A 23,325-nucleotide genomic window follows, 5' to 3' on the forward strand; every position below is an offset into this window, starting at 1 on the left:
CCGCAAATCCCTTGGCGCTCGGCACGGCGCGCCATCCGCGCGATCCAGCCGGAAACGCATAAGGGAGCATGCTGATGATGAGTCTTACCCCTAAGGACGGCTCTATCGACAATCGCCGTTACGACCTCGACTGGCTGCGCGTCATCGCCTTTGGCCTCCTGATCCTCTATCACAGCGGCATGTTCTACGTGACGTGGGGCTGGCATGTGAAAAGCGCCTATGCCGGCCCGCTGATCGAGCCCCTGATGTCGGCCGTCAATCCGTGGCGGCTCGCGCTCCTCTTTTTCATTTCCGGCGTCGCCGTCCGCTTTGCCAGCGACAAGGCTTCCTCGCCTGCCAGTTTCGCGGGCTCTCGCGCGTTCAGGTTGGGAGTGCCGATCGTCTTCGGCATGCTGTTGATCGTCATGCCGCAGACCTATTTCCAGCTTAGACAGTCGGGGCAGATCGAGGCCGGTATCCTCGATTTTTATCCGCGCTATCTCAGTGGTGATCCCGATTGGGGCGTGATCACCCCGACCTGGAACCACCTTTGGTATGTCGTCTATCTCTTCGTCTATATCCTGCTGCTCGTCCCGCTGATGCCGCTCCTCCGACGGCTCGCATGGGGGCCGATCGGGCAGGGACTTGGCTGGATCGCATCGCATCCAGCGCGCCTCATCTTTCTGATCGCGCTCCCTTTCATCGCTTATGAGTATCTCCTGTCCCCTCGCTTCCCAACGACGCATGCCCTCATTGGTGACTGGGCCAATCACGCCCACCGACTGACAGTCTTCCTGCTCGGCTATTTCGCGGCAAAGAACCCCGGCTTCTGGTGCGGCATTGCGCGGAGCTGGCCCTATGCGCTGGCAACGGCAGTAGGGCTCTGGGTCTTTGGCGGTCTGATGGAAGCCTATTGGCCGAGCGTCGAAGGCACCGTTTTCGGCAAGCCGATCGCCCTCAGCGAGCCTGCGCTGACAGTTCTATACGCATGGACAGTGATCATCAGCCTTCTGGGTCTCGCCCAGAGATTCCTCAACCGCTCCTCGCCCGCCTTGAGATATCTCAACGCCGCCGTCTTTTGCTATTACATCGTCCACCAGTCGATCACCGTCACGGCGGGGTATCTGCTGACCGAGATTTTTGCGCTCGGCCCAGTCCTTGAGCCTATTCTGGTGGTCGGTATTACGATTGCCGGGTGTGTTCTCTCCTTCGAGATCTTCCGGCGCATCCCGGGCTTACGCATCGCCTTTGGAATCCGGCAGCGTTAAGCGTTCACAAACGTCGTCCGGATCGCTATGTGCGCGGCTTGCTTGAATAAGGTAGACTGCCGCGGTGACCACACTGCTCGATCTTGCGCCCGAAAAACCCGCGACGCGCCCTTCGCTCTTTGGCCTCGACCGGGAGGGCCTGCGCGCGCGCCTCGCCGAGGATCTGGGGCTTGAGCCCAAGCCCGCGAAAATGCGCGCAAGCCAGGTCTGGCAGTGGGTCTATGGCCATGGCGCCCGCTCTTTTGACGATATGACCAATATCGCAAAGGACATGCGGTCCCGGCTGAAAGAGACCTACTCCCTCGCCCGACCGGAGATCACAGAACGGCAGGTCTCCTCGGACGGCACACGGAAATATCTCATCCGCTTTGCCCCGGGCATTGAGGCGGAGGCGGTCTACATTCCTGGCGTCGGTCGCGCAGGCGCCCTTTGCGTCTCAAGCCAGGTCGGCTGCACCCTCAACTGTACCTTCTGCCATACAGGCACGCAGGCGCTCGTCCGTAATCTGACGGCTGAAGAAATCGTCGCGCAGGTGCTCGTCTGCAAGGACGATATCGAGGAGTGGCCCTCCAGCCGCGATGACCGCAAGCTTTCCAACATCGTCTTTATGGGGATGGGTGAGCCGCTTTATAATCTCGACCACGTTGCCCGCGCCATCGACATCATCTCCGACAATGAAGGAATCTCGATCTCGCGCCGCCGGATCACGGTGTCGACGTCCGGCGTCGTCAGCGAAATGCAGGTACTGGGCGAGCGCACCGATGCCATGCTCGCGATCTCTCTTCATGCGACCAATGACGAGCTTCGCAACGAGCTGGTCCCGATCAACAAAAAGTGGCCGCTCAAGGAACTTCTCGATGCCTGCCGCGCCTATCCAGGCACGTCGAATTCTAAGCGCATTACCTTTGAATATGTGATGCTCGACGGGGTGAATGACAGCGATGCGGAAGCGAAGGAGTTGGTCCGCCTGCTCCGCGGCATCCCGGCGAAGATTAATTTGATCCCCTTCAATCCATGGCCGGGCAGCCCATACGCCTGCTCCTCATGGGAACGGATCGAGGAATTTGCCGATATTGTGAATGCTGCCGGCTATGCCTCTCCGATCCGCACGCCGCGCGGCCGGGACATTTCGGCGGCCTGCGGACAGCTAAAATCGGAAAGCATCAAGCAACGCGCTTCGGATCGTCGCAAGTCCGCATCCAATCCTGCGGCATAAGCTTCCGGATTCGTCAAAGTTTAACCATGCTGCTGGTAAACCGTTGTCATGGTTTCAGCGTCTCATCCTCGGCCCGCCAAGTCGCTCCGTAAGAAGATTGGCGATCACACATTGATGTGGTCGCTGCTCGTCATTGCGCTGACGACGGCAGTCAGCTTTGGCTGGACATATATGTCGACCCGGGATCACCTATTAGGCGAGCTCGAACAATCTACAGTTGAGCGCGCAGCAAGCCACCAAGTTCTTTTCGACCGAGTAAGGACTTTAGAATTACAAGCTAGAAATCTTTTTCTCAGTGGACTGCCTCATATGGAAGAATCGGCGACGGTCGGATTCTTCAATCACATTTACCCTGAGAAGGAAGATGGGACGCGACGCTCTCGCCCAGATCTCTTTGACGGCTTTAATACAAATTACGGCGTGCACGTCTATGGCGTGGGCGCATTTATAGCCAATGGTGCTGATGATACGTTAGACGATAAAAAACGTCTGGTTGCAGCCTATCATACGATCAGTCGCCTCGGCCCTTCCGCGGGTCTCGGCATCGACAATCTGTGGTTTTTCACACCCGATAATGCGCTGATCATGTTCGCCCCAGACCGCGAAGACCGGCTCATGTTTTATCGAGCGAACGCACCGGCGGACTTCGATTTCCAAGGGCAGCGTTTTGCCAAAAACTCATTACCTGAGAACAATCCGGATCGGGTCATGACATGCACGCCGTTGACTCCAATCGTCTACGACCAAACAGGCAAGACACTGACTTCAGGCTGCCAACTTCCCGTTGATCAGAATGGAGAATATGTAGGTGCGTTCGGTGTCAGTCTGTCGTTGAACGGTTGGCTGAAGGAAGCAGTCAGACCGGTCATGAATACCGGCACGCCGATTCTGCTCGACCGCGACCTAAATGTGATGTCGCACCCCGAGCTTCATCGCGAGGAAAACCCCGCCCAGCCTGCGGATATCGAAAGCCAACTGAACTTTCAGGCCTCGCCTGGCGCCTTCCAGCGGGAGAGAATTTTCTATCACAAGGAGTCCGGCAGCTTCATCGCCCATGCGCCGATCCATGGCCCTGAATGGACCTTCGCCATTATGGTCCCCCACGCTGCCATTACGGGCACGGCCACCCGCTCCGCTGCGATAACCGGTTTCATTGCATTTCTAGGCACAGCGGGCCTCGTCATTGCCCTACATATCCTCATTAGTCGGAATGTTCTTACCCCCCTGAACATGTTGACCCGCGAAGCAACAACTGACGAAATGAAATGTTGCGAAGATGCACAGGCACTTCTCGACCGGGATGATGAAATCGGCCAACTTGCCGGCGCCTTTGCTGACCGGGACGCCCGCTTCAGGGCGCTCGTCGATACGCTCGAGACGCGCGTCTCCGAGCGCACAGCAGAGCTTGAAGCCGCCAAAAACAACGCCGAGCTCGCCAATGAAGCAAAGTCACGCTTCCTCGCGACGATGAGCCATGAAATCCGCACCCCGATGAATGGCGTCATAGGCATGGCGGATGCTCTCTCACGCACCAAACTTGAGACCGATCAGGCTCAGATTCTTGGTATTCTCAAGAACGCAGGTAACTCGCTCCTGACGATCCTCAATGACATCCTTGATCTCTCGAAGATCGAGGCGGGCGCTGTCTCTCTGGAGATCATGCCAACCGAGGCAGAGGAGATGCTCGAAACCGTTCTTCACACCCACAAGGTGACAGCTGAAGAAAAAGGATTGGAGCTGACGCTCAACATTGATGACAGCGCGCGTGAAAGTTTCTTGGTGGACCCGACGCGCATTCGTCAGATCGTCAATAATCTCGTCTCGAATGCCGTGAAATTCACCGCCGAAGGCAGCATATCCATCAGTGCACAGCATGAAAATGACATGCTGGAAATCAGTGTCAGTGATACGGGCCCGGGCATTTCAGCTGACGCGCTGCCCTATATTTTTGATTCCTTCCGCCAAGAAGACAACACGACAACCCGGCGTTTTGGAGGTACAGGCCTTGGCCTCGCGATCGTCCGCCAGCTTTGCGAAATGATGGGCGGCAGCGTCGAAGTGGCGAGCAAGCAAGGCGAGGGTTCCACTTTTACCATCAGGGTTTCTGCTGAATTGGCGAATGATTCAGCCAAATCAACTCTCCCGACACAATCCGTATCTGACGAGAATGATCAGATCGCACGCACCCTTCTTCAGGGGACAGACATCCTTGTCGCCGAAGACAATGAAACCAATTGCATGGTGCTGCGCATTCTCATGAAGCCCTATGGCCTCAATCTGACATTCGTCGGCAATGGCGCAGAAGCTGTCTCCGCTTGGCGCGATGGCGATTATGAAGCGATCCTGATGGATATGCAGATGCCAGTCATGGACGGTTTGGAGGCCACCAAGCGCATCCGCGCCGAAGAGGCCGAGAATGGCCGGGGACCGATCCCCATCATTTCAGTGACGGCAGACGCCATGGATGATCAGCTCAAAGAGCATCTTGCTGCTGGTGTAAACCGCGGGATGACCAAGCCGATTTCAGCCCCGTTGCTGGCCGACGCCCTGATCAGCGAGCTGGCCCTGAAAGCTCGCAAAAGCAGCGCCGCTTAAGCAGCGCCTGCCGCCCATTTTGCCTCAAGCCGCGCCCGAGCCGGCTCATGCAGGTTGACCTTCGAGAGTTCACCTCCGGCCCATTCCATGACTTTCGGGTCCATCACCCGGAACCAGAGCGGCGGGATCATCGCCATCAGCATACAGCCCGGATATCCCGTCGGCAGTTGAGGGAGCCCCTCGAAATGCCGCAGCACCTGATAGGGCCGTGCGGGATGGGCATGATGATCCGAATGCCGCTGCAAATGAAACTGCATTATGTTTGAGACGATGTGATTGGCATTCCAGCTATGCCGCGGGGCGCAGGGCTCATACCGGCCAGATTCGTTCCGCTGACGGAGCAATCCGTAATGCTCGATATAGTTGACCAGCGTCAGCGCGAACCACGCAACGAAATGGTGCAGGATAATCCATGGCAGGGCGGCAATCCCGAGCGCAAGAACAAGCGCCAGCGCCACCACAATCGTGATCGCATCGGCCTGCAAGATCTCATTCCGCCATGACCAGATGCCATGGCCTCTCTTTTCCAGACGTTTTTTCTCGATCGCCCAGCCGCCACGCAGGGCGCCGGGCAACTCACGCATCGCAAAGGCATAGATATTCTCGCCGAACCGGCCGGAGGCGCAGTCCTCGGGCGTCGAGACATTCTTGTGATGCCCGAGGTTATGTTCAGCGCTGAAATGTCCATAGCCGACCGCGCCCAGCGCGAGCTTCGCCATCAAACGATTGAGCCTGTCGGTCTTGTGCCCCAGCTCATGTCCGATCGTGATCATCGAGCCGTTCAGCGTCCCTGTGCCGAGCACGAAAGCTAGCTGCGCCCAGAAGGGCAGGCCCTGCGTCACAACAAAAATCATGGCGGCAATGAATGCCAGATAGCCGACCGGGATCACCGCATGGACGGCCGCCATGTAGAATCTGTCTTCAGCCATGGCTTTGAGGACACGCTCGCCAGGATTCGTGTTGTCGACCCCGACCAGCGCATCGAGCAGCGGCACCACGAGATAGACAACACAGAGCGGCAAAAGCGCAGTCCAGAGCGCGTGATCGAGCGCTATCCAGGCCAGAATCGCCCAGATCGGGGTCAAAGTGACTACGCTATAGCCGATAATCCACAGATATCGTTTTGTATCCGATTTCTTTAAGGTTAATGATTCTGCTGCGCTTTTTGTCATCGCTTATCGGCCCCTCTCCCGAGCCCTATTGTCCTTACATGCAGCGGCGGCGCGTAGAACAACATTTGGCATTTCTTAACACTTGGAGAATCCGGGCGCAGCGGTTAATGTCTCAAGAACGCGTTGGTGGGGTGAAGAGTCGATGGGACGCACGGAAAGCATTTTTGCAGGTATTTTGCTCGCCGCAATCATCATGGCAGTCGCCGTGGTTGTGCTCCGAAGCGATGCGCGGACGAGCGGGCCTTCTCAGCCCTTTGTGATCGCAGAGCCCGATATTGGCAGCTTTGACGTTCGCTTCTCCGGCAACACCGACGCTGACACTTGCACCTGCTATGAGCAGGCATATGCCTTCGGCGCTAAATATTCTGATATTTCGAGCGATCTCTACCGCGGCGGTTTCCAAGCCTGTGAATCCCGGCTTGGCCATGGCGGTGCGCAGGCGTGGACCTATGGCTGGTCGAACGGCATGACGGGCACACCGGGCCGCAAGAGCTGCCGGAATTACATGGCGCAGGCTCGGGCAGCCAGCCAGGGCCACTAAGGCCCGGCTCGCAGACGCCGTATTCCTAATTCTCTGATTTCAATGGTCGGGTGAGGAGTTCCTCAACCACGGACGACAATGGCTTGTGGCCCTCGATGAGGGTTGCCACCCCTTCGGCGATCGGCATTTCGACCCCGGCTTCTTTTGCCAGCCGCACGAGGATCGGGGCGGTTGCCGCCCCTTCCGCGACCGTGCGGCGTTCTTTGAGAATATCGGCGACTGCCCGGCCCTGACCGATCTCATACCCAAGGGAGAAATTCCGAGACTGCTGCGAGGAGCAGGTCAGGATGATGTCGCCCAGACCTGAAAGCCCGTTGAGCGTTTCAGGCCGGGCGCCTTTTGCCACGGCAAAGCGGACGGTTTCGGCAAAGCCCCGCGCCATCAGTGCCGCCCGCGCAGAATTTCCGAGCCCCGCCCCCTCGACCATGCCGCAGGCAATCGCGAGCACATTCTTGATCGCCCCGCCAAGCTCCGCGCCGATCACGTCGTCGCTGAGATAAGGTCGGAAGGTCGGCGTCGCGAGCGTGACGAGCCAGCGCTCGCCCCGCGCTTTGTCCTTGTCCGCGAAAGTCACCGCCGCGGGCAGGCCGCGCGCCACATCATGCGCAAAGCTCGGCCCGGAAAGAACGCCCGCGCCCGCCTCGGGCCAGATCTCCTCGACAACCTGATGAACGGCTCGGCCGGTCGACTGCTCGATCCCTTTCGAACAGAGCGCCAGCGGCAACGCGTTGTCCGGTGCCGCCTCACGGAAGGCCGGGAGCTGCGCGCGGATATGCTGGGCCGGGATCACGCAGAGCATCGCGTCGGCCCCAGCAAGCGCGCCATGATCGGTCACTGCCGTGATGCCTTCGGGTAGGGGGATACCGGCTAGGTAATCTTTGTTCTCACGCGCATCATTGATCTGCGCCGCCACAGCATCATTCCGTGTCCAGAGCGTTACCTTACGCCCCGCACCCGCCAGGAGAGCCGCGAGCGCCGTGCCCCACGCCCCGGCCCCGGCGACGAAGCAATGCTCATAGGGTTTCGCCGTCATGCTTTTCGTCCTTTCCGGCCCGAGCCGAGGGTCACATCCGCTTCCCGCTCATCAAGTGGCCAGCGGGCACGTGGTGCCAGCCGCATGACACCGCTTATCGCCTCCGGCCCCAGATGCAGATACTGCCTCGCTCCGGCCAGCGCGATCATCGCCGCATTGTCCGTACAGAATTTAAGTGGCGGCACGACTAGCTGCCAGCCTTCGCTCGTCGCCAGCGTCTCCAGCTCAGACCGCAGGAGCGTATTGGCGGCCACACCGCCAGCGGCCACCAGATGCCGGGCCTCGCCCGCCATCTCTATCGCCCGCGCGGTACGCGAGATCAGATGCGCCACGGCCGCCGCCTGAAAAGAGGCGGCAATATCGGCCGCATCAAGCGCGATAACGGCTTCTTCCACATGCTGACGAATAGCCGTCTTCATGCCGGAGAAAGAAAAGTCACACCCCGGACGGCCAAGCAATGGCCGCGGCATGTCATACCGCGCCGCATCACCATTAACTGCCAGTTTCTCGATCGCCGGTCCGCCTGCGCCATCAAGCCCGAGCAGCTTAGCAGTCTTGTCAAAGGCTTCGCCTGCCGCATCATCGATTGTCGTTCCCAGCCGCCGAAAGGTCACCGCATCTTCCACGACGAGAAGCTGGGTATGCCCGCCCGAGACGAGCAGCAACAAATAAGGAAAAGGAACGTGCCCGGACAGCTCAACCGACAGCGCATGCCCCGCCAGATGGTTGACCGGCATCAGGGGCACCCCGGCGGCGAGCGACAATCCCTTGGCGAAGGTGAAGCCCGACATGACCCCGCCGATCAGGCCCGGCCCCGCCGTCGCCGCAATCAGGTCGAGCGCCGCCGGCGCCACGCCCGCTTCCGCCAGCGCCGCCGCCGCAAGATCGGGCAGGCGCACCGCATGGGCCCTTGCCGCAATCTCTGGCACCACCCCGCCGAAATCGGCATGTTCGGCGACTTGGCTCGTCACCTTCGATGACAGGATCTCCACCCCGTCGCCCACGCGCAACACCGCCGCTGCGGTATCATCGCAGCTGGTCTCAATTCCCAGAACGGTCAGGGGCGCGGTCGCTTGCGCGGTCATGGCGACCGGCCTAGTCATCGCCATCATGTCCTTCAAGCCCCTCGCGATCGCTTCACGCCAATCTCCTCTGGCCGTCAGACAGGCCGAACTCGTCCGCGACCTGCTAGGCGAGGCCGCCGGTATCGCGCCCGAAGACCGCGAGGCGGCCTTCCCGCTCAAGACTTACGTCAGCACCGGGGACAAATTGCTCGCCCCCAGCCTCTCTGAAATCGGCGGCAAAGGCCTCTTCACCAAGGAGGTCGAGGACGCACTTCTGTCAGGCGAAGCGGATATTGCGGTCCATTCAATGAAGGACATGCCGGCCGAGATGCCGGATGGCCTCATCCTTGCCGCGGTCCCCGCCCGCGAAGATTACAGAGATGCGCTGGTCAGCCCCGGCGGGCTCACCTTTGACGCGCTGCCCGAAGGCGCCCGTATCGGCACCAGCTCGATCCGGCGGCGTGCCCAGCTCTCCCGGCTGCGCCCAGACGTGACACTCGCTCCCATGAGGGGGAATGTCGGTACACGGCTCGATAAGCTCGCGCGTGGCGAGGCGGACGCCACCTTCCTTGCCGAGGCAGGCCTTAAACGTCTGGGCCGGGATGATGTCACCCGCACGCCCCTGTCGCCGGACATCATGCTGCCCGCGCCGGGCCAGGGCATTCTCTGCATTCAGGCGCGCGCCGATAATGACGCCGCGCTGGAACTCTGTGCCCGTATCAATTGTCAGGACACGGCACTGGCCAGCGCCGCTGAGCGCGCGCTTGTGAAGAAGCTCGACGCCTCCTGCCGCACGCCGCTGGCTGCCCTTGCGACCCTCAAGGAAGGCGAGCTGAGTTTGCGTGCCGAAATCCTGATGCCTGATGGCACCTCGCATTTTGGCGGTTATCGCGAACTACCCGCACAGGATCGCTCCGCCCCCGGCGTACTTCATGCCGCCGGCCTGATCGGGGAAAGCCTTGCCCGCCATCTGATCGAGGAGGCGGGGGACCAGCTCACCCGCATCTTCGGCGCTTCATGACGATTTTCATCACCCGCCCTGCACCGGACGCAGAACGGACCGTCGATGCCCTCCGCGCCGAAGGCATTGAGGCGGAGGCTGCGCCCCTGATGAACATAAGCTTTGCCGATAAGGCCCTGCCCAAGATCCCGGAGAATGCGCTTCTCGCTTTCACCTCCGCGAATGGGGTCCGGGCATGGGTCTCAGCAGGCGGCCCTGCCCTCCCCGTCTTTGCGGTCGGGGATGCCACGGCAAACAGCGCCGCCGAACTCGGCCTGCCCATCGAAGGCATCGCAAGCGGCGATGTCGAGGCGCTTTTCATTCTACTGGATGCGGAGGCGGCGGGCCGCTCGATCCTCCATGTCCGGGGCCAGCAGGCGATCGGCAATCTTTGCGACCGCTTGGGCGAAGCTGGTCATTCCACAGTCAGTCTGCCGCTCTACGAAGCTGTTGCGGCCCCAAAACTGCCCCCCAACCTCAAAGCAGCGCTGGAGAGAGAGGTACATGCCGTCGGGATTTTCTCCCCGCGGAGCATGAAGCTCTTTCTAGACCTCGTGGAGGCAGAGGGTCTCACGCCCCGCCTGACCGCTCTTGATGCCATTTGTCTCAGCCCGGCCGTTGCCGAAATTGGCAAATCTTCAGGCTTTCGAAGCGTTCATGTTGCAGAACGTCCGGAGCTCTCTGCCTTCGTTGACACTGCTCGTTTGCGACGCACATAAGCCAAGGCGGGAGACAATGCCCGCCTTGTATCGTGTGTGCACCGGAGAGAGACCATGGCCCCGCAGGATCCACCCCGCGACGACGAGACCCCTGAGACCGAGTCTTCGCCGGACACCCCCGAAATCGCCGATGAAGGTGACGCGCCGCGCGAGCTGTCGACGGACAATACCGACGCGGTCGATGCGGAAATCGTGAGTGAGACGACAGCGGACGAAGAGACGGACGAATTCGTCGCCGCCGAAGACCCAGACACCATGGTCGCTAACGCATCTGAAGAAGATGCGTCTGACGAGGCACCAGAAGAAGAATTGGCCGCCGCAGAGCCGGCCAATGAGAACACGCCGAAAGGCGGCGGCCTGGCTGCGCCTTTTGCCATTATCGTTGGCGCGCTGGTTGTCGTTGCCGCGCTTGTCTACTTCCTCAATCACGATGATGAGAGCGTGGAACCTGCGAAAGTCGAGCGCGTCGCCGCGGCTCAACCAGTCGCTGCTACTCCGATCAATCGCACGCAGGTTTCTGAAGATGTTGCACCTGATACGGACGGCCATGCCGTAGCGGACGAAGCGCCCGTCGCCGCCGTCACGGAAGATGAGCCCGCGACCGAGGAAACGGACGATAGTTCCGGTACGGAAAACACCATCGTGGCTGCAGCTTCCGAGGAAGAAGAAGAGCCGGACACCGCGCCTGAGGAAGAAGTGATCGCATCCAGCGAGGAAGATGAGGCCGAAGAGCCCACCACGCAGGAAGAAGAAAATGAAAGCGCCGCGAGCGCCATGGTCGCCGCCATGACGCAAGGCGAGGAAGCAGACGACAATGCAAGCAGCGAAGAGACGGCCGCGCGCCGTTCCGCACTGATCGCCCGGGCCGCTGAACGCAACCGCGCCCGCCGCGAAGGCCGTGACGAAGCGCCGATCACGGAAGAAATTGAGGATACAGAAGAAACGCAAGTCGCCGAGATCGAGGAAGAAGAGCTTCCCGAAGACATCTCCCATGCGGCCAGTTCGCTGACAGAAGAAATCAACGCCGCCGTCGTCACCCTCAATGAAATCGACAGCGAAAACGCTGCTGATGAGGTCGCTGAAGTTGAGGAAGTGAAAGAGGCGCCCGTTGTGGCGGCCGTGACACCTGCACCGACGCAGCCGGCCCCGGATCTTGAGGAGCTCAAATCAGATGTCCGTGCGGATGTCCTCGCCGAGACTGAGCAGGTTATCGACCAGAAGATCCAGCAAACCGAACAGGAAGTCCGTGCCCTGCGCACAGAGCTGACCGAACAGCAGCGCCTCGCCGATGAGCGCCTTGCTGCCCTCACCCGCAAGATCGACACACTAGAGACGAATGATCTGACGGCAGCCCGTCAGGGAACGCTGCTGATTGCCCTCTCCGATCTGCATGACAGCGTCCAGTCCGGCTCGCCCTTCCTCAAACAACTTGAGAATGTCGAGCGCATTGCGCCCAATGCACGGTCACTGAGCCCGCTCCGCACCCATGCTGCCACAGGCCTACCGACGGATCAGACGCTTCGCACCAGCTACGCCCTTGCCGCGCGGCAGGCACTTTCCGGCGCCAAGCGTGAAGAGGCGGATGGCCCCTTCTCCCGCCTTGGCGCTAATCTGACCGGGCTCTTCACGGTACGGAAGGTCGGCGAAGTCGAAGGTGATACGCCCTCGGCCATCATCGCTCGCGCCGAATCCCGGATGCAGAATGGCGACCTTAACGGCGCCGTCGAAGAGCTTGGCAATCTGGATGGCCTTGCGCACGACGCCTTTGCTGACTGGATCGAAAAAGCCGCGGCCAAGGTCGATGCCGAGCGCCGGATCGAAGCCATGGAACGGGCCGTGACGGCCCGGGCCGGATAGGTCTAGACTTGAAGCCAGAACCCGCATCATTGCCAGGGAGCAGCCCCGCTAGATGATACGCATCGTGATCTTTATCGCCATCGTGTTCGCCCTCACTCTCGGGGCGACACTCCTGATCAATGTTGAGGGCGAGACGGTCATGTATTTCGGCGACATTGTCTTCAATGCGCCGTCCTGGGCCGTCATCATGCTGCTCTCGGCTTGCGCCATGGTCATCGTTGCAGCGACACTGTTCCTCTACGGTGTATTGCGGATGCCAAAGGCGATTGCCCGCCAGCATAGAGACCGCCGCCGCGTGAAAGGCCTGACCGCACTGACCCGCGGCCTTGAAGCTGTCGCTGCTGGCGATGCAACCGACGCCCAGCGCCATGCGAAAATGGCCAGTCGTCAGCTCAAGGACGAGGCTGGCCTCACCCGCCTCCTGACCGCGCAGGCGGCACAGCTTGCAGGCGATGAAGTCACCGCCGAGCAGAGCTTTGCCGCGATGCTCGAAGCGCCTGAAACCGAATTTCTCGGGCTTCGCGGGCTTTATCTTCAGGCCATGAAACAGGGCGACCGCAAGGAAGCCCGTGAATATGCCGAGCGCGCCTTCCGCCTGCGCCCCGGCACGGAATGGGCTTATCAATCCGTCTACACCCTGCATCTTGATCGCGGCGCGTGGGGTGATGCCCGCGATATCCTGATCAAGGCGCAGCAGCATGGCCATGAAGGCGGTGAGCCCGCTAAACGACGTGAAGCCGCGCTCCTCACCGCCATGGCCTATGGCGCCGAGGCCGGCGGCGAGGCAGACACCGCCCGCCGCGAAGCCAATGAGGCTCTCAAGAAAGCCCCCGGCTTTGCGCCTGCCGCTGTCCTTGCCGCGCGCCTTGAAGGGAATGCAGGTCGCCGCTCCAAGGCCGCCAAGATCCTTGATGAAGCCTGGGCCATTGCCCCGCACCCCGCGATCGCCAAGACCATGGCCGATCTTTATAAGGATGAAACGCTAGAGCGCCGGGCCGAGCGCCTGACGAAGCTCGCTGAGAATAAACCGGAAGCGGATGAAAGTCAGCTCCTGATCGCCGAGCAGGAAAACGCGCGTAGCGATCACGCCGCTGCCCGCGAAAGGCTGGAGCCGCTGCTTACCCGGAACCCCCGTGCCCGGACATTCTCCGCCATGGCAACCGCGATCCGTCACCTTTATGGCGATGCCGCCGCGAGCGTGTGGCAGGACCGGGCCGCCGCCTCTCCGCTTGACCCCGTGCCCGGCGCAGATGGCGATTTTCATTTCACCACGGATGGCTGGAAGCGGCTGATCCGCGAATATGGCGACCATGGCCGCATGGCACCGCCGCCGCTTGAAGAGCTGCGCACCAGCCTGACGGTCGAGGAAGTCCGCCTGCTGCTCGCGCCGCCCGTCATCACCGAAACAGCGATCGAAGACGAGGCGCCCGCCGCCATCGTCGATGCCGAGGTCACCGAATCCGAGACAACGCCGGAAGCTGAACCTGAAACCGAGCCTGATCCTATCGACGACCAGCAGGCTGTCGATGACGCGGCCTCCCTCTCTCCAGATAGCGGCACAGATACGCCGGAGACGGACGAACCAGCAGCCTCAGCCGGTCAAGACACGGACGCAGGAACAAAAACGTCCGCCGAAGGCGATCCCCCGGCGGACGAAGAAGACAAGGCCAAAGAAGGCGCCTGAGCCGTTACGCGGCGGCGTCCTGCACCCATTTGACGATATTGCCCTTGGCATCGGCGCCGAGCTTGGTGGCGACCGGCTCGCCGCCCTTGAACAGCATCAGCGTCGGCACGCTGCGCACGCCATATTGCATCATCACGGACGGGTTCTCGTCGATATCGACCTTCGCGACCGTCAGCTTGCCTTCGAGCTCTTCGGAGATTTCCTCGAGCGCCGGGCCGATCTGTTTACACGGGCCGCACCACGTCGCCCAGAAATCGACCAGCACGAGGCCGTCATTCTTCAGGACCTCTTCCTCGAACGTCGCATCCGACACTTTTACCGTAGCCATGATCACTCCTATTCATGATCGGGGCGGTCACATGAGGGCCCGCGATCCTTCAAATACCAGACTTGCACGAGGTAGGCCTTCGGGGCCAGACCGCAAGCCCCTATCATCCGATGGATTCTAGGGTCCGGTCCAGCAATTCTGGGCTGAGCGGCATCAGCTGCGGCGTATATGTCCAGAGGATCGCGGCCTCGACCTGATGCGCAGGGAAGAGCCGCACGAGCAGCGCCCGGTAAATTGCCATCTGCCGCAGGATCCCATGCGGGGCCGCCTCTGGCGTCGCGGGCGGCGGGCGCATCGTCTTGTAATCGACGACCAGCACCTTGCCGTCCGACACCAGCAGCCGGTCGACCTGCCCCGCATAGTCCCGGCCCCCAAGCTGGCCGCGCAGCGCGACCTCCGTCTGCCCGTCAGGACCGAAGACATCGCCAAAGGCCGGATCGCGCAGGACCGCCAGCACCTCATCCCGCCATGCGGTGCGCGTTTCATCTGTTTCCTCGGCGGCATGAAGGGTCAGTAGCCGGTCCGCCGCCCCCTCCCACGCCCCGGGCGGCAGAGCGGGCAGGATTTCGAGCAATTGGTGAATGACCAGCCCGCGCGCACGCGGGGAAGGTCCCCCTTGCGCCGCTGCGCCCCGGCGGGGCGGATAAACCGGCCCGTCATCTTCTTCATCGAGCGAGGAAGGAAAATAGACCGTAGGCGATGTTTCCGGCGGCACCGCCGCAAACAGCCAGTCCGGCGCGGTCACAGCATCTTCCGTCCTGTTCGTGCCGGCCTTTTCTTTCAGGAGAGCGGGCTTCCCGCCCCGCCGCAGCCTGACCGGCAGGTCTTCGCGCCAACCGCAAGCCCGCTCTTCTATCCCCTCTATCCGGTCAAACGCCTGACACGCCAATCCGTACCAGGACGCTTCCATGGGCGGCTTTGCAGCCGCCGCCTCGTCAGGTGTTGTCTTCTCGTTCCGCCGTCCGGCTTCCGTCCCGCAGATAACCAGCCGCTGTTCCGCGCGTGTCGCGGCAACATAGAGCTTGCGGCGGTATTCCTGCATCTCCCGGGATTTGAGATAGTCCTTGCCCGCTTCCGCCGCCGGATGCGTCACCCCGCTGGGCAGGCGGATAAAGACGCCGTCTTCGTCATCATCTTTGAGCAGAGGGATGTCCTCATACCGCGCGCCGGGCTTGAAATTCGCATCGGCCAGATAAACGGCGGGCGCCTCAAGCCCCTTTGCGCCATGCACCGTCATGATACGAACCATATCGGCTTCGTCACCGAATTCCTTCTTGATGTCGCTCGTCAGGCCCTGAAGATGCGCAAGGAACCCATTTAGCGTTCGCGGATTTCTGACATCAAACTCAAGCGCCTCATTCATGATCTCATCGAGGGCATCATCGGAGGCATCGCCTAGGCGTTGCCGCAATAGATAGCGGCCCGTCGGTGCGCCCTCTTCGAGCAGGACCGACAGAAAGGCAAAGGAGCCGAACCGGCGGCCCGCTTCCTCAGCCGCGCTGATCCGCGCCACGATATCAGCGGCCTTCTTGCCCAGCGGCGTTTCATCACGCGCCGAGAGCAATGCCGTCCACAGACGGCCCTTCCGGTCATAGGCCAGGCTGAAAAGCTCATCCTCCGTAAACCGCCCAAAAGGAGATTTCAGTATTTCGGCCAGCGACAGATCGTCTTCGTGATTGACAGCAAAACGCAAGGCAGCGCTGAGATCCTGTACCGCGACATCTTCGAGCAGCTTGACCCGGTCCGTGCCGCCATTCGGAATGCCTTTGAGCGCCAGTGTACGAACGATCTCGGGGAACACGCCTGTCCGCCGCTGGCAGAGGATCATGATATCCCCATAGGTCGGACGCCTTGCATGCCCTTCCTTATCGGTCACCACTCCCGTGCGGACATAATCCTCGATATCCGACGCGATGGCCTCGGCCAGCGCCCGGTTGGGATGTTGTGGGCCTTCGGCATCGACGGGCAGCACCCAGAGGTCGGGGTCTTCGCGCTCGGGCTTGCGGAAGAGCGGCCATAACTCGACCTGTCCGGCAAGGTCAGGTTTGGCCGGGGCGTGCAGCTCCCTTTCATCCTCATAAAGACCACTTCCGGCATCACCCTCGAACATGGCATCGACCGTGTCGAGAACTGTCCGGGCAGACCGGAAGGAGAGAAACAGCGTTTGCTCCTCGAAAGGATGCTCGCCCGTCGCCTCCCCCATGCGGGATTTCTCCTTTTCAAACAGACGCGCATCCGCGCCCTGAAAGGAATAAATCGACTGCTTCTTGTCACCGACCACAAAGGCCGTGCGCGGATGGGCGCCTGGTTCACGATCCCAGAACCCGTCCCGCAGTGAGTTGATCACCGCCCATTGCCGCGCGCCCGTATCCTGCGCCTCATCAAGCAGGAGATGCGAAATCCCCTGATCAAGCTTGAAGCGGATCCAGTCATCATGATGGGTTTCTACCAGATGCGCCGAATGCTCGATCAGATCATCGAAATCGAGCGCGCCCCGCGCCTCTTTGAAAGCCTTGTAGCGTTTCTCATATTCTCTCCGCATTCGGATGAGAGAAGCGTTGAGCTTGAGGATCTTGAGACCTTCGCATTGCGCATGGGCGTTACTCAGACGCTCACAGAATTCGAGCGTATGCGCCTTATAATCTCGCACCCTTGCGCGAACAAATTCATTGCCGCCACAGGTTCGCTCGGCGGGCATTTCCTTTTTCGCCGTCAGCCAGGCGGCAATCGCCTCATAGAACAGAGCCGGCAACTCCTCAGGTGACGCGCCTTTGATCTTCCGCGCCATAGCCGACTGCAGATCGAATTTCTGCCTCGGCTTGTCACCATATTCATGGACGAACTCATCATGCGCCTGCTCAAGGTCGGACAGATAGGCCGGACTGGCACTGCGCAAAGCGTCCGCCGCGATTGAGGCTTCATCCGCCCCCAGCTTCAGCCCGAGACGCGAGAGGATGATAGTCTCATCGGGCTCTTCATGCTCCCTCCGATGGCTGAGCATCTCCATGACCTGCGCGACATTGCCGAAATGGTCGAGCAGAGCGAGGAAATCCTCGCGCCATTCGGCATGCTCGACACCATTAGCAAAGTCGCTGGCGATTCGCTGGCAGAGGTCTTCTGTCTCCGCCTCTTCCAGAACGGAGAAACCCGGCAGCAGCCCCGCCTCAAGTGGGAACCGGCTGAGCAGGCTTTCACAAAATGCGTGGATCGTCTGTATCCGCAATCCGCCTGGCGCATCGAGAGCCCGGGCAAAAAGCCGCCTTACCTCACTGAGGTCAGGTGCCTCCACATCCGGCCCGAGCCGGGCCGCCAGTGCGGCAGCCAACGCCTCATCACTCATCAACGCCCATTCACCGAGCGTGCGGAAGAGCCGCGCCTGCATCTCTGCGGCGGCGGCTTTTGTATAGGTGATGCACAGGATCGAGGCCGGATTGGCGCCTTTCAGCTCCACCCCGTCGCCCATCAGCAGACGGATCACCCGGTTCGTCAAGACATGGGTCTTGCCCGACCCTGCATTGGCCGAGACCCAGGCGGAAAGCTGAGGATCAGAAACGCTGGTCTGGATTTCCTCCGTGCGGCGGAAATCATCGGTTGAGCGGTCAATCGCCATTTTCCGCACCCCCGTCATCACCACGCACCGCCCATTCCCCGCGCCGGGCGAGCAGATCATAATCTCCTGTATCAGCAGCTTTCTTGGGATAGATCTGTGAACGGAATGGCCGTTCTCCGGAGAGCATGGCCTCGAGCAATTCCCTCAGGCGGCGGTCCACTTCCTCAATATGGTCGGCCAGATCCTGCCCCCAAAGCTCGCCCTTATAATCTCTGCCGTCAGCCTTGAGGTCGCCGAAGATCGGCGCATCGAGCTCCTTCAGGATCGGCAGATAGGCAATCCGGTGGGTGCCTGACGCTTCGAATTTCTCGAACGCTCCTGCGCGCGCCATCAGAGCCAGAATGCTCAATTGCGGATCAAAGGCGAGGTCCTGCCGCATCGTTGGCGGCACACCGGTTTTGTAGTCGATGATACTCAGCAGGCCATCCTGACGCCGATCAATCCGGTCGGCGCGGCCATTCAGGCGCATCTCGCCGGAGGGCAGGTTCAATGTCCAGAGGCCCGTCTTTTCGAACCAGCTCTCTGAAAGCTCCGAGGCAAGACTTTCCTGAAGCACCTGCCAGTTCGCGAGCGCCCTTGCCGTATCGCGCCGCCAGAAGACAAGGTAATCCATCGGAATGCGGTATTTCCTGAAGACTTCAACAAGCAGATCCTCACCCCGCGCTTCCCAAACGCCGGGCTCCTCTCCCAATGCCTGGAAAAGGTCGTGATAGACATTGCCGCGCTCGGCATATCCGACCGGCATGTCGAGCGGCTGCAGATGTTTGAGCTTCAGCACTTGCCGCGCATAGATCGCATAAGGATCACGCATCAACCGGCCGATGGCGGTGACACTCAGCTCCGGCGGCATCGCTGATTTTGGCGGCACCGGCTCAGGCGGCGGGGCGTGTGCGATCTCAGACGCCGGCGGCGCCTCCCGGATCGCCCGAAGCGCACGCAGGCTGTCGGTGATATCGACATCCTTTTGCAGGCCGCCAGCCCGAAGAAAGCTTTCAATCCGTACCCACCAGCGTGAGGCACTAGCCGGAGAGCGCCCCTGCCGCATGGACCGGCTGAGCACGACATCGGGCCGGGCCGCGTGCTGTTCAAAGTCATGCGCCGCCCGGCCGATCGACTGTTCAGGTGCCGCAAGACCGAGCGAGACCCGCATCTGCCGCGACAGGAAGGGATCCTCTGGCGCTGCATCAGGCCAGACGCCTTCATTCAGCCCCGCAAGAATGGTGAGATCCGCTGTCTGTAGCCGCGCCTCAACCAGTCCGTAAACAAACAGCCTTGGGTGACCGACCCCGACGCGGCGGACGACAGCGCTGCCGAGCAAGGCCTCGAAAAGATCGGCATAATTTGTCCCCGCTGGATCTTGCGGTAAGACCGGAGAGGTCAGAAGGCCATCAATCGTGCCCGATAACAGCTCGCCATCCTCATAGCGCCATAGGCGGGTGACCCCTTCCTCCGTATCCGTTGCAGAAAGTCTTTCGGCCAGATCGGTCATCACGGATATCTGCTCGGCCAGCGAGCCGGCCCCCACAAACTGGTCGAGATGGCCAGACAGAAGATCGAGCAGCGGCAACGCTGCGGGCAGCTTCTCCCCAAGCACGGGACTAAGACCCGAGATGAGATCCGCCCAGCACGGATATTTCACGCCGCGCAGCTCCAGATCGATCCGCCGGGCCGCCTGCCGCGCCGTATCGAGATCCTGCCCCCATTGGCAGAGCTCATGATTGAGGATCTGCATGAGAGCCGCACCACTTGACGAATCACCGAGCCACGCCGCCACAGCGCGCATGAATGTCCCCCGGAATGTACCGCCAAGGGGCGTGCCGCCTGTGTCGTCAACATCAATGCTCCATGCCCGGAGCTTTGCGCAGACCCGCCGCGCCAGATCCCGGTCCGGCGTCATCAGCATGGCCGTCCGGTACGGCACATCCAGCGCCTCACGCAATAACAGACTGATCAGCGCGGCCTCTTCATCGGGGCTCTCAGCGGCCAGCAGGCGAAGCCCCTCACAGGCGGCACGCAGCTCTCCGGCATCTTGCAAAGCGGCAAAGCCGTCATACCAGCTATCGGTCGCATTGGCGGGCCGCAGGGCAAGGCTCAGAAAGGCACGTCGGGGCTGGAGCGAATCTTCTCCCTCCGCCCACGGCAGAACTTCACTGCGTGGCAAGTCATCCAAATCATTTTTCAGCCAGTCACGGAAAATTGCCTGCGGATGGGGCGCTTCGATTGCTTCCCACGCTTCTGCGTCCATCTCCGGCTCGAAACCCGGCAGGATGACGACGCCTGCTTCACTCATCGCAACGCGCGCCATGAATCGGCTTGTGGCTTTTACTGTGCCCAGAGAGCCCGCCACGATCACCGGATCCTGCGGCGCATAAAGCAGCACTTCCCCAAGCTCATTGAGGATCGCCGTCCGGCGCTCCGCGCCTTCCATCCAACCTTGCGCCTCAAGGATCTGCGGCCAAGCAGACCCGAGGATCGACAGGAAATCGAGCTGTTCCGCCCAGTGTTTTGCGACATCGCCCTCAAGGTCGCCGGAGGAGAATGTCTCAAGCTGCGAATAATGCACATCATCCCGGTGCAGACCATCGAGAAAGCGCCCGAGCAGTTCGCCTGTGCGGATCGCGCTGGGCCAGTCCGCGCCCCGATCCTGCGCAATCTCCTTGGCTCGCACCAGATGCGCAAGCTGGAGGCGGCGGGTCACGGGGTCCGCTGACGGTTTCAGCTCCAGTGCCGCCGCCGGGGGTTGGCCTGAAATAATGAGGTCTTCCTCATCAAGATCACCTAATGCACGCAGACGCGGCAGGAGAGTCACCTCCCCTTCGCCGAGGTCACCGAAAAGCTGAGCCGCCGTCCGGATCGCGCGGCGGTTCGGCAGGAAGAGTGTCAGGCGAGACAACCCGATCGGGTCATCCTTATACGCCTCAACAATCGGCGCGATCAGCTCGCGCAGGAAATCGGCCCCTGCCGGAATGGTCGCGACCGCAGGGGATCGCGCAAGATGCGCCGAGAGAAAGGCCGGGGCCTTCACACCCCCTCCCCGAGAAGTTCTGTTGCCGCGTGATAGCCCGCCGGATCCCCGACATGCATCCATCGTCCGTCATGAATAAGGCCGAAGAGCCGCCCATTCTCCATGGCGCGCTCCCAGAAGACGCGTGTGGATTTGGGCGCAGGCTCCTCCCCTGCCCAAAGGCGGGGATGAATGATCTGCAGTCCGGTGAAAACGTATTTCTCGCTATCGCCATCCCAGGAGAGCTTCCCCTCCGCATCGAGATGAAAATCGCCATGTCCGTCATAGCCGGAGGTCATCGCGACGGGGACGAGCAGGAGAAGTGCATCCATTTCCTCATCGCTCCACGCTTCACGCAACTTCTTGACCGGTCCGCCATTTTCATGCGGCAGGATGGCATCCGTATTGGTACAGAAGACCGGCTCCTCACCCAGCAAGGAGGATGCCTTGATGAGCCCGCCGCCGGTTTCCATCAATTGCTCACGCTCATCGGAGACGATGATCTCGGGCAATGTGATTTCTGCCAGATGGGCTTCCATCTTATCGGCCTTATAATGAACATTGACCACGGCGCGCGTCACCCCGCCTGCCGAGAGAAGGTCTAGAGACCAGTCGATCAGCGGCTTGCCCGCGACCGGCACCAGCGGCTTTGGCAGATCGCCAGAGACCTCACGAAAGCGGGTGCCGAGGCCCGCGGCCAGCACCATGGCGGTGTCGATCATGACGCACCCCCGAAATCAGAAAGGAGCGAGGGCATATATTGCTCAAACCACGGACGAATGGCGGCGGCATCCGGGCGATCAAGATCGCGACGGAAATGCGCCTCGACACGCGGCAAGAGGCCGTCATATTTCGGCTTGCCGTCGCGCCGGGTGAGCCGCGCGAAAATGCCGAGGATCTTGGCGTTCCGCTGGGCAGCAAGGATAGCATAATCGCGGATGAAGCCTACATCGCCCGCCGCCACATCATCGTGCAGCTCTCTGGCAAGGCCGGTATCGACATCCCGCCGGGCATCCTCGAGCAGGGAGACAACATCGTATGCAGGCTGACCAATCAGCGCGTCCTGAAAATCGATCACGGCAAGCGGGCCGTCTTCGGGCACAAGGATGTTCTCGGCATGGAAATCCCGCAATGTCAGGGCACGCGGCTCGCTCAGCCGTTCGAGAAGGGCATGCCACATGGCGCGATAGGCCTCGATGGCATCGCCCGACAGCTCGGCCCCGCGATGCGGCGCATACCATTCCGGCAGCAGCATGGCCTCGGCCTCATAGGCCACCCGGTCATAGGTCTGCAGCGCCCAGTTTGAGACCTGCCCCGGCGCGATCCTATTCTCCCTTAGCGGACGAATAGCCTCCAGCGCCGCAGCATAGAGCGCACCTTCATCTTCGCCTGCCTCGATCGCATGGACCAGCAGGCGGTCGCCAAAGTCCTCAATGACGGCAAATCCGCCCACCGGGTCATCGGCAAATATGCGCGGCGTGCGCACACCCACCTCGCGCAAGTAATCCGCAAGCGACGTAAAGGCCTCAAGCCGGGGACCCGCGAGCCGCGCCATGGCGTTATAGCCAAGCTCGCGCCGTGCGGATTCATCCGCATCGGGCGGGCAGGCAGCGGTCTCGGCACCCGGCGGCGCATCCATCAGCAAGGCTGGGCTTTCCCCACCCGAAAGGCGGAAATAACGGCGGGTTGAGGCATCGGCCGTCAGCGGCTGGGGCGGTGTGCCTGCCCACCCCGTCCGCTCAAGGAAGGCTGCGCGCGCTGCCTCCCGGTTCGCCATCTCATCACCACTCATACAAAGTCCTTTTCCGAAAGGCGCGCAGCCCAGTCTTCATCGCCGGCCAGCTCCCAAACCCTCGCGCCCGGCTCTTCTCTCGCCGTGACGGTTAGCGCCCCGCCGGGCAGATAGCCCTCGCCATGTTCGGCCCATTCGACAATCAGGATGCCAGCCTCTGCTGCCTCATCCAGCCCCAGCTCCATCACCTCTTCGGGATCTTCCAGCCGATAAAGATCGGCATGGGTGACCGGGGGCGTCGTCGCATATTGCTGGATCAGGGCGAAAGTCGGGCTCGGCACCTCGATCTCCTCCCCCGCCAGCGCGCGGATCAGGCCGCGGGCCAGCACGGTCTTGCCCATACCCAATGCGCCGGACAGGAAGACGGTATCGCCCGCGCGCAAAAGCGCGGCGAGCTGCCTGCCGATCCGATCCGTGTCTGATTCGCTCCCTGCTCGGAGCGTCATGAGAAGTGTCACGAGAA

General features: G+C 61.2%; 17 protein-coding genes. 8 read left to right on the top strand and 9 right to left on the bottom strand.

The window, feature by feature from the left end:
- Window positions 1–74 precede the first annotated feature (74 nt).
- The 3 genes from DX908_RS08060 (at window position 75) to DX908_RS08070 (ending at window position 5,058) form a co-directional block, all read left to right on the top strand.
- Window positions 75–1,247, top strand: coding sequence for an acyltransferase family protein (locus DX908_RS08060; protein ID WP_116393029.1), 1,173 nt, complete (start codon window positions 75–77; stop codon window positions 1,245–1,247).
- A gap of 64 nt (window positions 1,248–1,311) precedes the next feature.
- Window positions 1,312–2,463 carry a dual-specificity RNA methyltransferase RlmN gene (gene rlmN / locus DX908_RS08065; RefSeq protein WP_116391846.1) on the top strand — a complete coding sequence of 384 codons (1,152 nt, stop codon included), beginning with the start codon at window positions 1,312–1,314 and terminating at the stop codon, window positions 2,461–2,463.
- A 114-nt stretch (window positions 2,464–2,577) separates the two neighbouring features.
- Window positions 2,578–5,058 carry an ATP-binding protein gene (locus tag DX908_RS08070; RefSeq protein ID WP_158548594.1) on the top strand — a complete coding sequence of 827 codons (2,481 nt, stop codon included), beginning with the start codon at window positions 2,578–2,580 and terminating at the stop codon, window positions 5,056–5,058.
- Here DX908_RS08070 and DX908_RS08075 read toward each other — a convergent pair.
- The gene (locus tag DX908_RS08075) at window positions 5,055–6,230 is read right to left on the bottom strand and encodes an alkane 1-monooxygenase (protein WP_116391848.1); all 1,176 of its coding nucleotides are present in this window, start codon (window positions 6,228–6,230) and stop codon (window positions 5,055–5,057) included. The two genes, DX908_RS08070 and DX908_RS08075, sit on opposite strands and share 4 nt — an antisense overlap.
- Before the next feature lie 193 nt (window positions 6,231–6,423).
- On the opposite strand from DX908_RS08075, the gene DX908_RS08080 reads away from it, so the two are divergent.
- On the top strand, window positions 6,424–6,771 hold the full coding sequence (locus DX908_RS08080) for a hypothetical protein (RefSeq protein ID WP_158548596.1): 348 nt from the start codon (window positions 6,424–6,426) through the stop codon (window positions 6,769–6,771).
- Window positions 6,772–6,796: 25 nt separating this feature from the next.
- On the opposite strand, the gene DX908_RS08085 is transcribed toward DX908_RS08080, so the two are convergent.
- Together DX908_RS08085 and tsaD are read right to left on the bottom strand one after the other, a co-directional pair.
- Window positions 6,797–7,804 (bottom strand): NAD(P)H-dependent glycerol-3-phosphate dehydrogenase, encoded by a 1,008-nt coding sequence (locus DX908_RS08085; protein ID WP_116391850.1) that lies wholly within the window; start codon window positions 7,802–7,804, stop codon window positions 6,797–6,799.
- Window positions 7,801–8,865 carry a tRNA (adenosine(37)-N6)-threonylcarbamoyltransferase complex transferase subunit TsaD gene (tsaD, locus tag DX908_RS08090; protein WP_116393030.1) on the bottom strand — a complete coding sequence of 355 codons (1,065 nt, stop codon included), beginning with the start codon at window positions 8,863–8,865 and terminating at the stop codon, window positions 7,801–7,803. The genes DX908_RS08085 and tsaD overlap by 4 nt, the downstream gene beginning before the upstream one ends.
- A gap of 22 nt (window positions 8,866–8,887) precedes the next feature.
- Between tsaD and hemC the strand changes: the two genes are divergently transcribed.
- Genes hemC through DX908_RS08110 form a run of 4 tightly spaced genes read left to right on the top strand, consistent with a single transcriptional unit; the run spans window position 8,888 to window position 14,128 of the window.
- Window positions 8,888–9,889: a hydroxymethylbilane synthase gene (gene hemC / locus DX908_RS08095; protein WP_199564641.1), complete on the top strand. Its 1,002-nt coding sequence runs from the start codon at window positions 8,888–8,890 to the stop codon at window positions 9,887–9,889.
- The gene (locus DX908_RS08100) at window positions 9,886–10,587 is read left to right on the top strand and encodes a uroporphyrinogen-III synthase (protein ID WP_116391851.1); all 702 of its coding nucleotides are present in this window, start codon (window positions 9,886–9,888) and stop codon (window positions 10,585–10,587) included. The genes hemC and DX908_RS08100 overlap by 4 nt, the downstream gene beginning before the upstream one ends.
- A gap of 54 nt (window positions 10,588–10,641) precedes the next feature.
- Complete coding sequence (locus tag DX908_RS08105) at window positions 10,642–12,444, top strand: COG4223 family protein (protein ID WP_116391852.1); 1,803 nt, start codon at window positions 10,642–10,644, stop codon at window positions 12,442–12,444.
- Between the two features lie 52 nt (window positions 12,445–12,496).
- Entirely contained in the window at window positions 12,497–14,128 is a 1,632-nt protein-coding gene (locus DX908_RS08110; RefSeq protein WP_116391853.1) for a heme biosynthesis HemY N-terminal domain-containing protein, read from the top strand.
- 4 nt (window positions 14,129–14,132) lie between these two features.
- Here the strand turns inward: DX908_RS08110 and trxA are convergent, their stop codons facing one another.
- From trxA to tsaE, 6 genes are all read right to left on the bottom strand, one after another.
- Window positions 14,133–14,456 carry a thioredoxin gene (gene trxA / locus DX908_RS08115; RefSeq protein WP_116391854.1) on the bottom strand — a complete coding sequence of 108 codons (324 nt, stop codon included), beginning with the start codon at window positions 14,454–14,456 and terminating at the stop codon, window positions 14,133–14,135.
- A 103-nt stretch (window positions 14,457–14,559) separates the two neighbouring features.
- Window positions 14,560–18,066, bottom strand: coding sequence for a double-strand break repair helicase AddA (gene addA, locus DX908_RS08120; protein ID WP_158548598.1), 3,507 nt, complete (start codon window positions 18,064–18,066; stop codon window positions 14,560–14,562).
- Window positions 18,056–21,091 (bottom strand): PD-(D/E)XK nuclease family protein, encoded by a 3,036-nt coding sequence (locus DX908_RS08125; protein WP_158548599.1) that lies wholly within the window; start codon window positions 21,089–21,091, stop codon window positions 18,056–18,058. Before DX908_RS08125 ends, addA begins: the two co-directional genes overlap by 11 nt.
- Entirely contained in the window at window positions 21,088–21,792 is a 705-nt protein-coding gene (locus tag DX908_RS08130) for a nucleotidyltransferase family protein (protein WP_116391857.1), read from the bottom strand. Before DX908_RS08130 ends, DX908_RS08125 begins: the two co-directional genes overlap by 4 nt.
- Entirely contained in the window at window positions 21,789–22,862 is a 1,074-nt protein-coding gene (locus tag DX908_RS08135; protein ID WP_116391858.1) for an aminoglycoside phosphotransferase family protein, read from the bottom strand. The genes DX908_RS08130 and DX908_RS08135 overlap by 4 nt, the downstream gene beginning before the upstream one ends.
- Window positions 22,859–23,320 carry a tRNA (adenosine(37)-N6)-threonylcarbamoyltransferase complex ATPase subunit type 1 TsaE gene (tsaE, locus tag DX908_RS08140; protein ID WP_158548601.1) on the bottom strand — a complete coding sequence of 154 codons (462 nt, stop codon included), beginning with the start codon at window positions 23,318–23,320 and terminating at the stop codon, window positions 22,859–22,861. Before tsaE ends, DX908_RS08135 begins: the two co-directional genes overlap by 4 nt.
- Window positions 23,321–23,325 lie beyond the last annotated feature (5 nt).

Origin of the sequence: Parvularcula marina (assembly GCF_003399445.1) — a bacterium.
In the GTDB taxonomy this organism is placed as follows: domain Bacteria; phylum Pseudomonadota; class Alphaproteobacteria; order Caulobacterales; family Parvularculaceae; genus Parvularcula; species Parvularcula marina.

Coding starts and splice junctions, on each gene's coding strand:
- hemC (WP_199564641.1), top strand. CDS start 8,888: ATGGCGACCGGCCTAGTCATCGCCATCATGTCCTTCAAGCCCCTCGCG.
- DX908_RS08130 (WP_116391857.1), bottom strand. CDS start 21,792: ATGATCGACACCGCCATGGTGCTGGCCGCGGGCCTCGGCACCCGCTTT.
- DX908_RS08105 (WP_116391852.1), top strand. CDS start 10,642: ATGGCCCCGCAGGATCCACCCCGCGACGACGAGACCCCTGAGACCGAG.
- DX908_RS08080 (WP_158548596.1), top strand. CDS start 6,424: ATGGCAGTCGCCGTGGTTGTGCTCCGAAGCGATGCGCGGACGAGCGGG.
- DX908_RS08085 (WP_116391850.1), bottom strand. CDS start 7,804: ATGACGGCGAAACCCTATGAGCATTGCTTCGTCGCCGGGGCCGGGGCG.
- trxA (WP_116391854.1), bottom strand. CDS start 14,456: ATGGCTACGGTAAAAGTGTCGGATGCGACGTTCGAGGAAGAGGTCCTG.
- DX908_RS08075 (WP_116391848.1), bottom strand. CDS start 6,230: ATGACAAAAAGCGCAGCAGAATCATTAACCTTAAAGAAATCGGATACA.
- DX908_RS08135 (WP_116391858.1), bottom strand. CDS start 22,862: ATGAGTGGTGATGAGATGGCGAACCGGGAGGCAGCGCGCGCAGCCTTC.
- DX908_RS08060 (WP_116393029.1), top strand. CDS start 75: ATGATGAGTCTTACCCCTAAGGACGGCTCTATCGACAATCGCCGTTAC.
- DX908_RS08100 (WP_116391851.1), top strand. CDS start 9,886: ATGACGATTTTCATCACCCGCCCTGCACCGGACGCAGAACGGACCGTC.
- DX908_RS08110 (WP_116391853.1), top strand. CDS start 12,497: ATGATACGCATCGTGATCTTTATCGCCATCGTGTTCGCCCTCACTCTC.
- addA (WP_158548598.1), bottom strand. CDS start 18,066: ATGGCGATTGACCGCTCAACCGATGATTTCCGCCGCACGGAGGAAATC.
- DX908_RS08070 (WP_158548594.1), top strand. CDS start 2,578: ATGTGGTCGCTGCTCGTCATTGCGCTGACGACGGCAGTCAGCTTTGGC.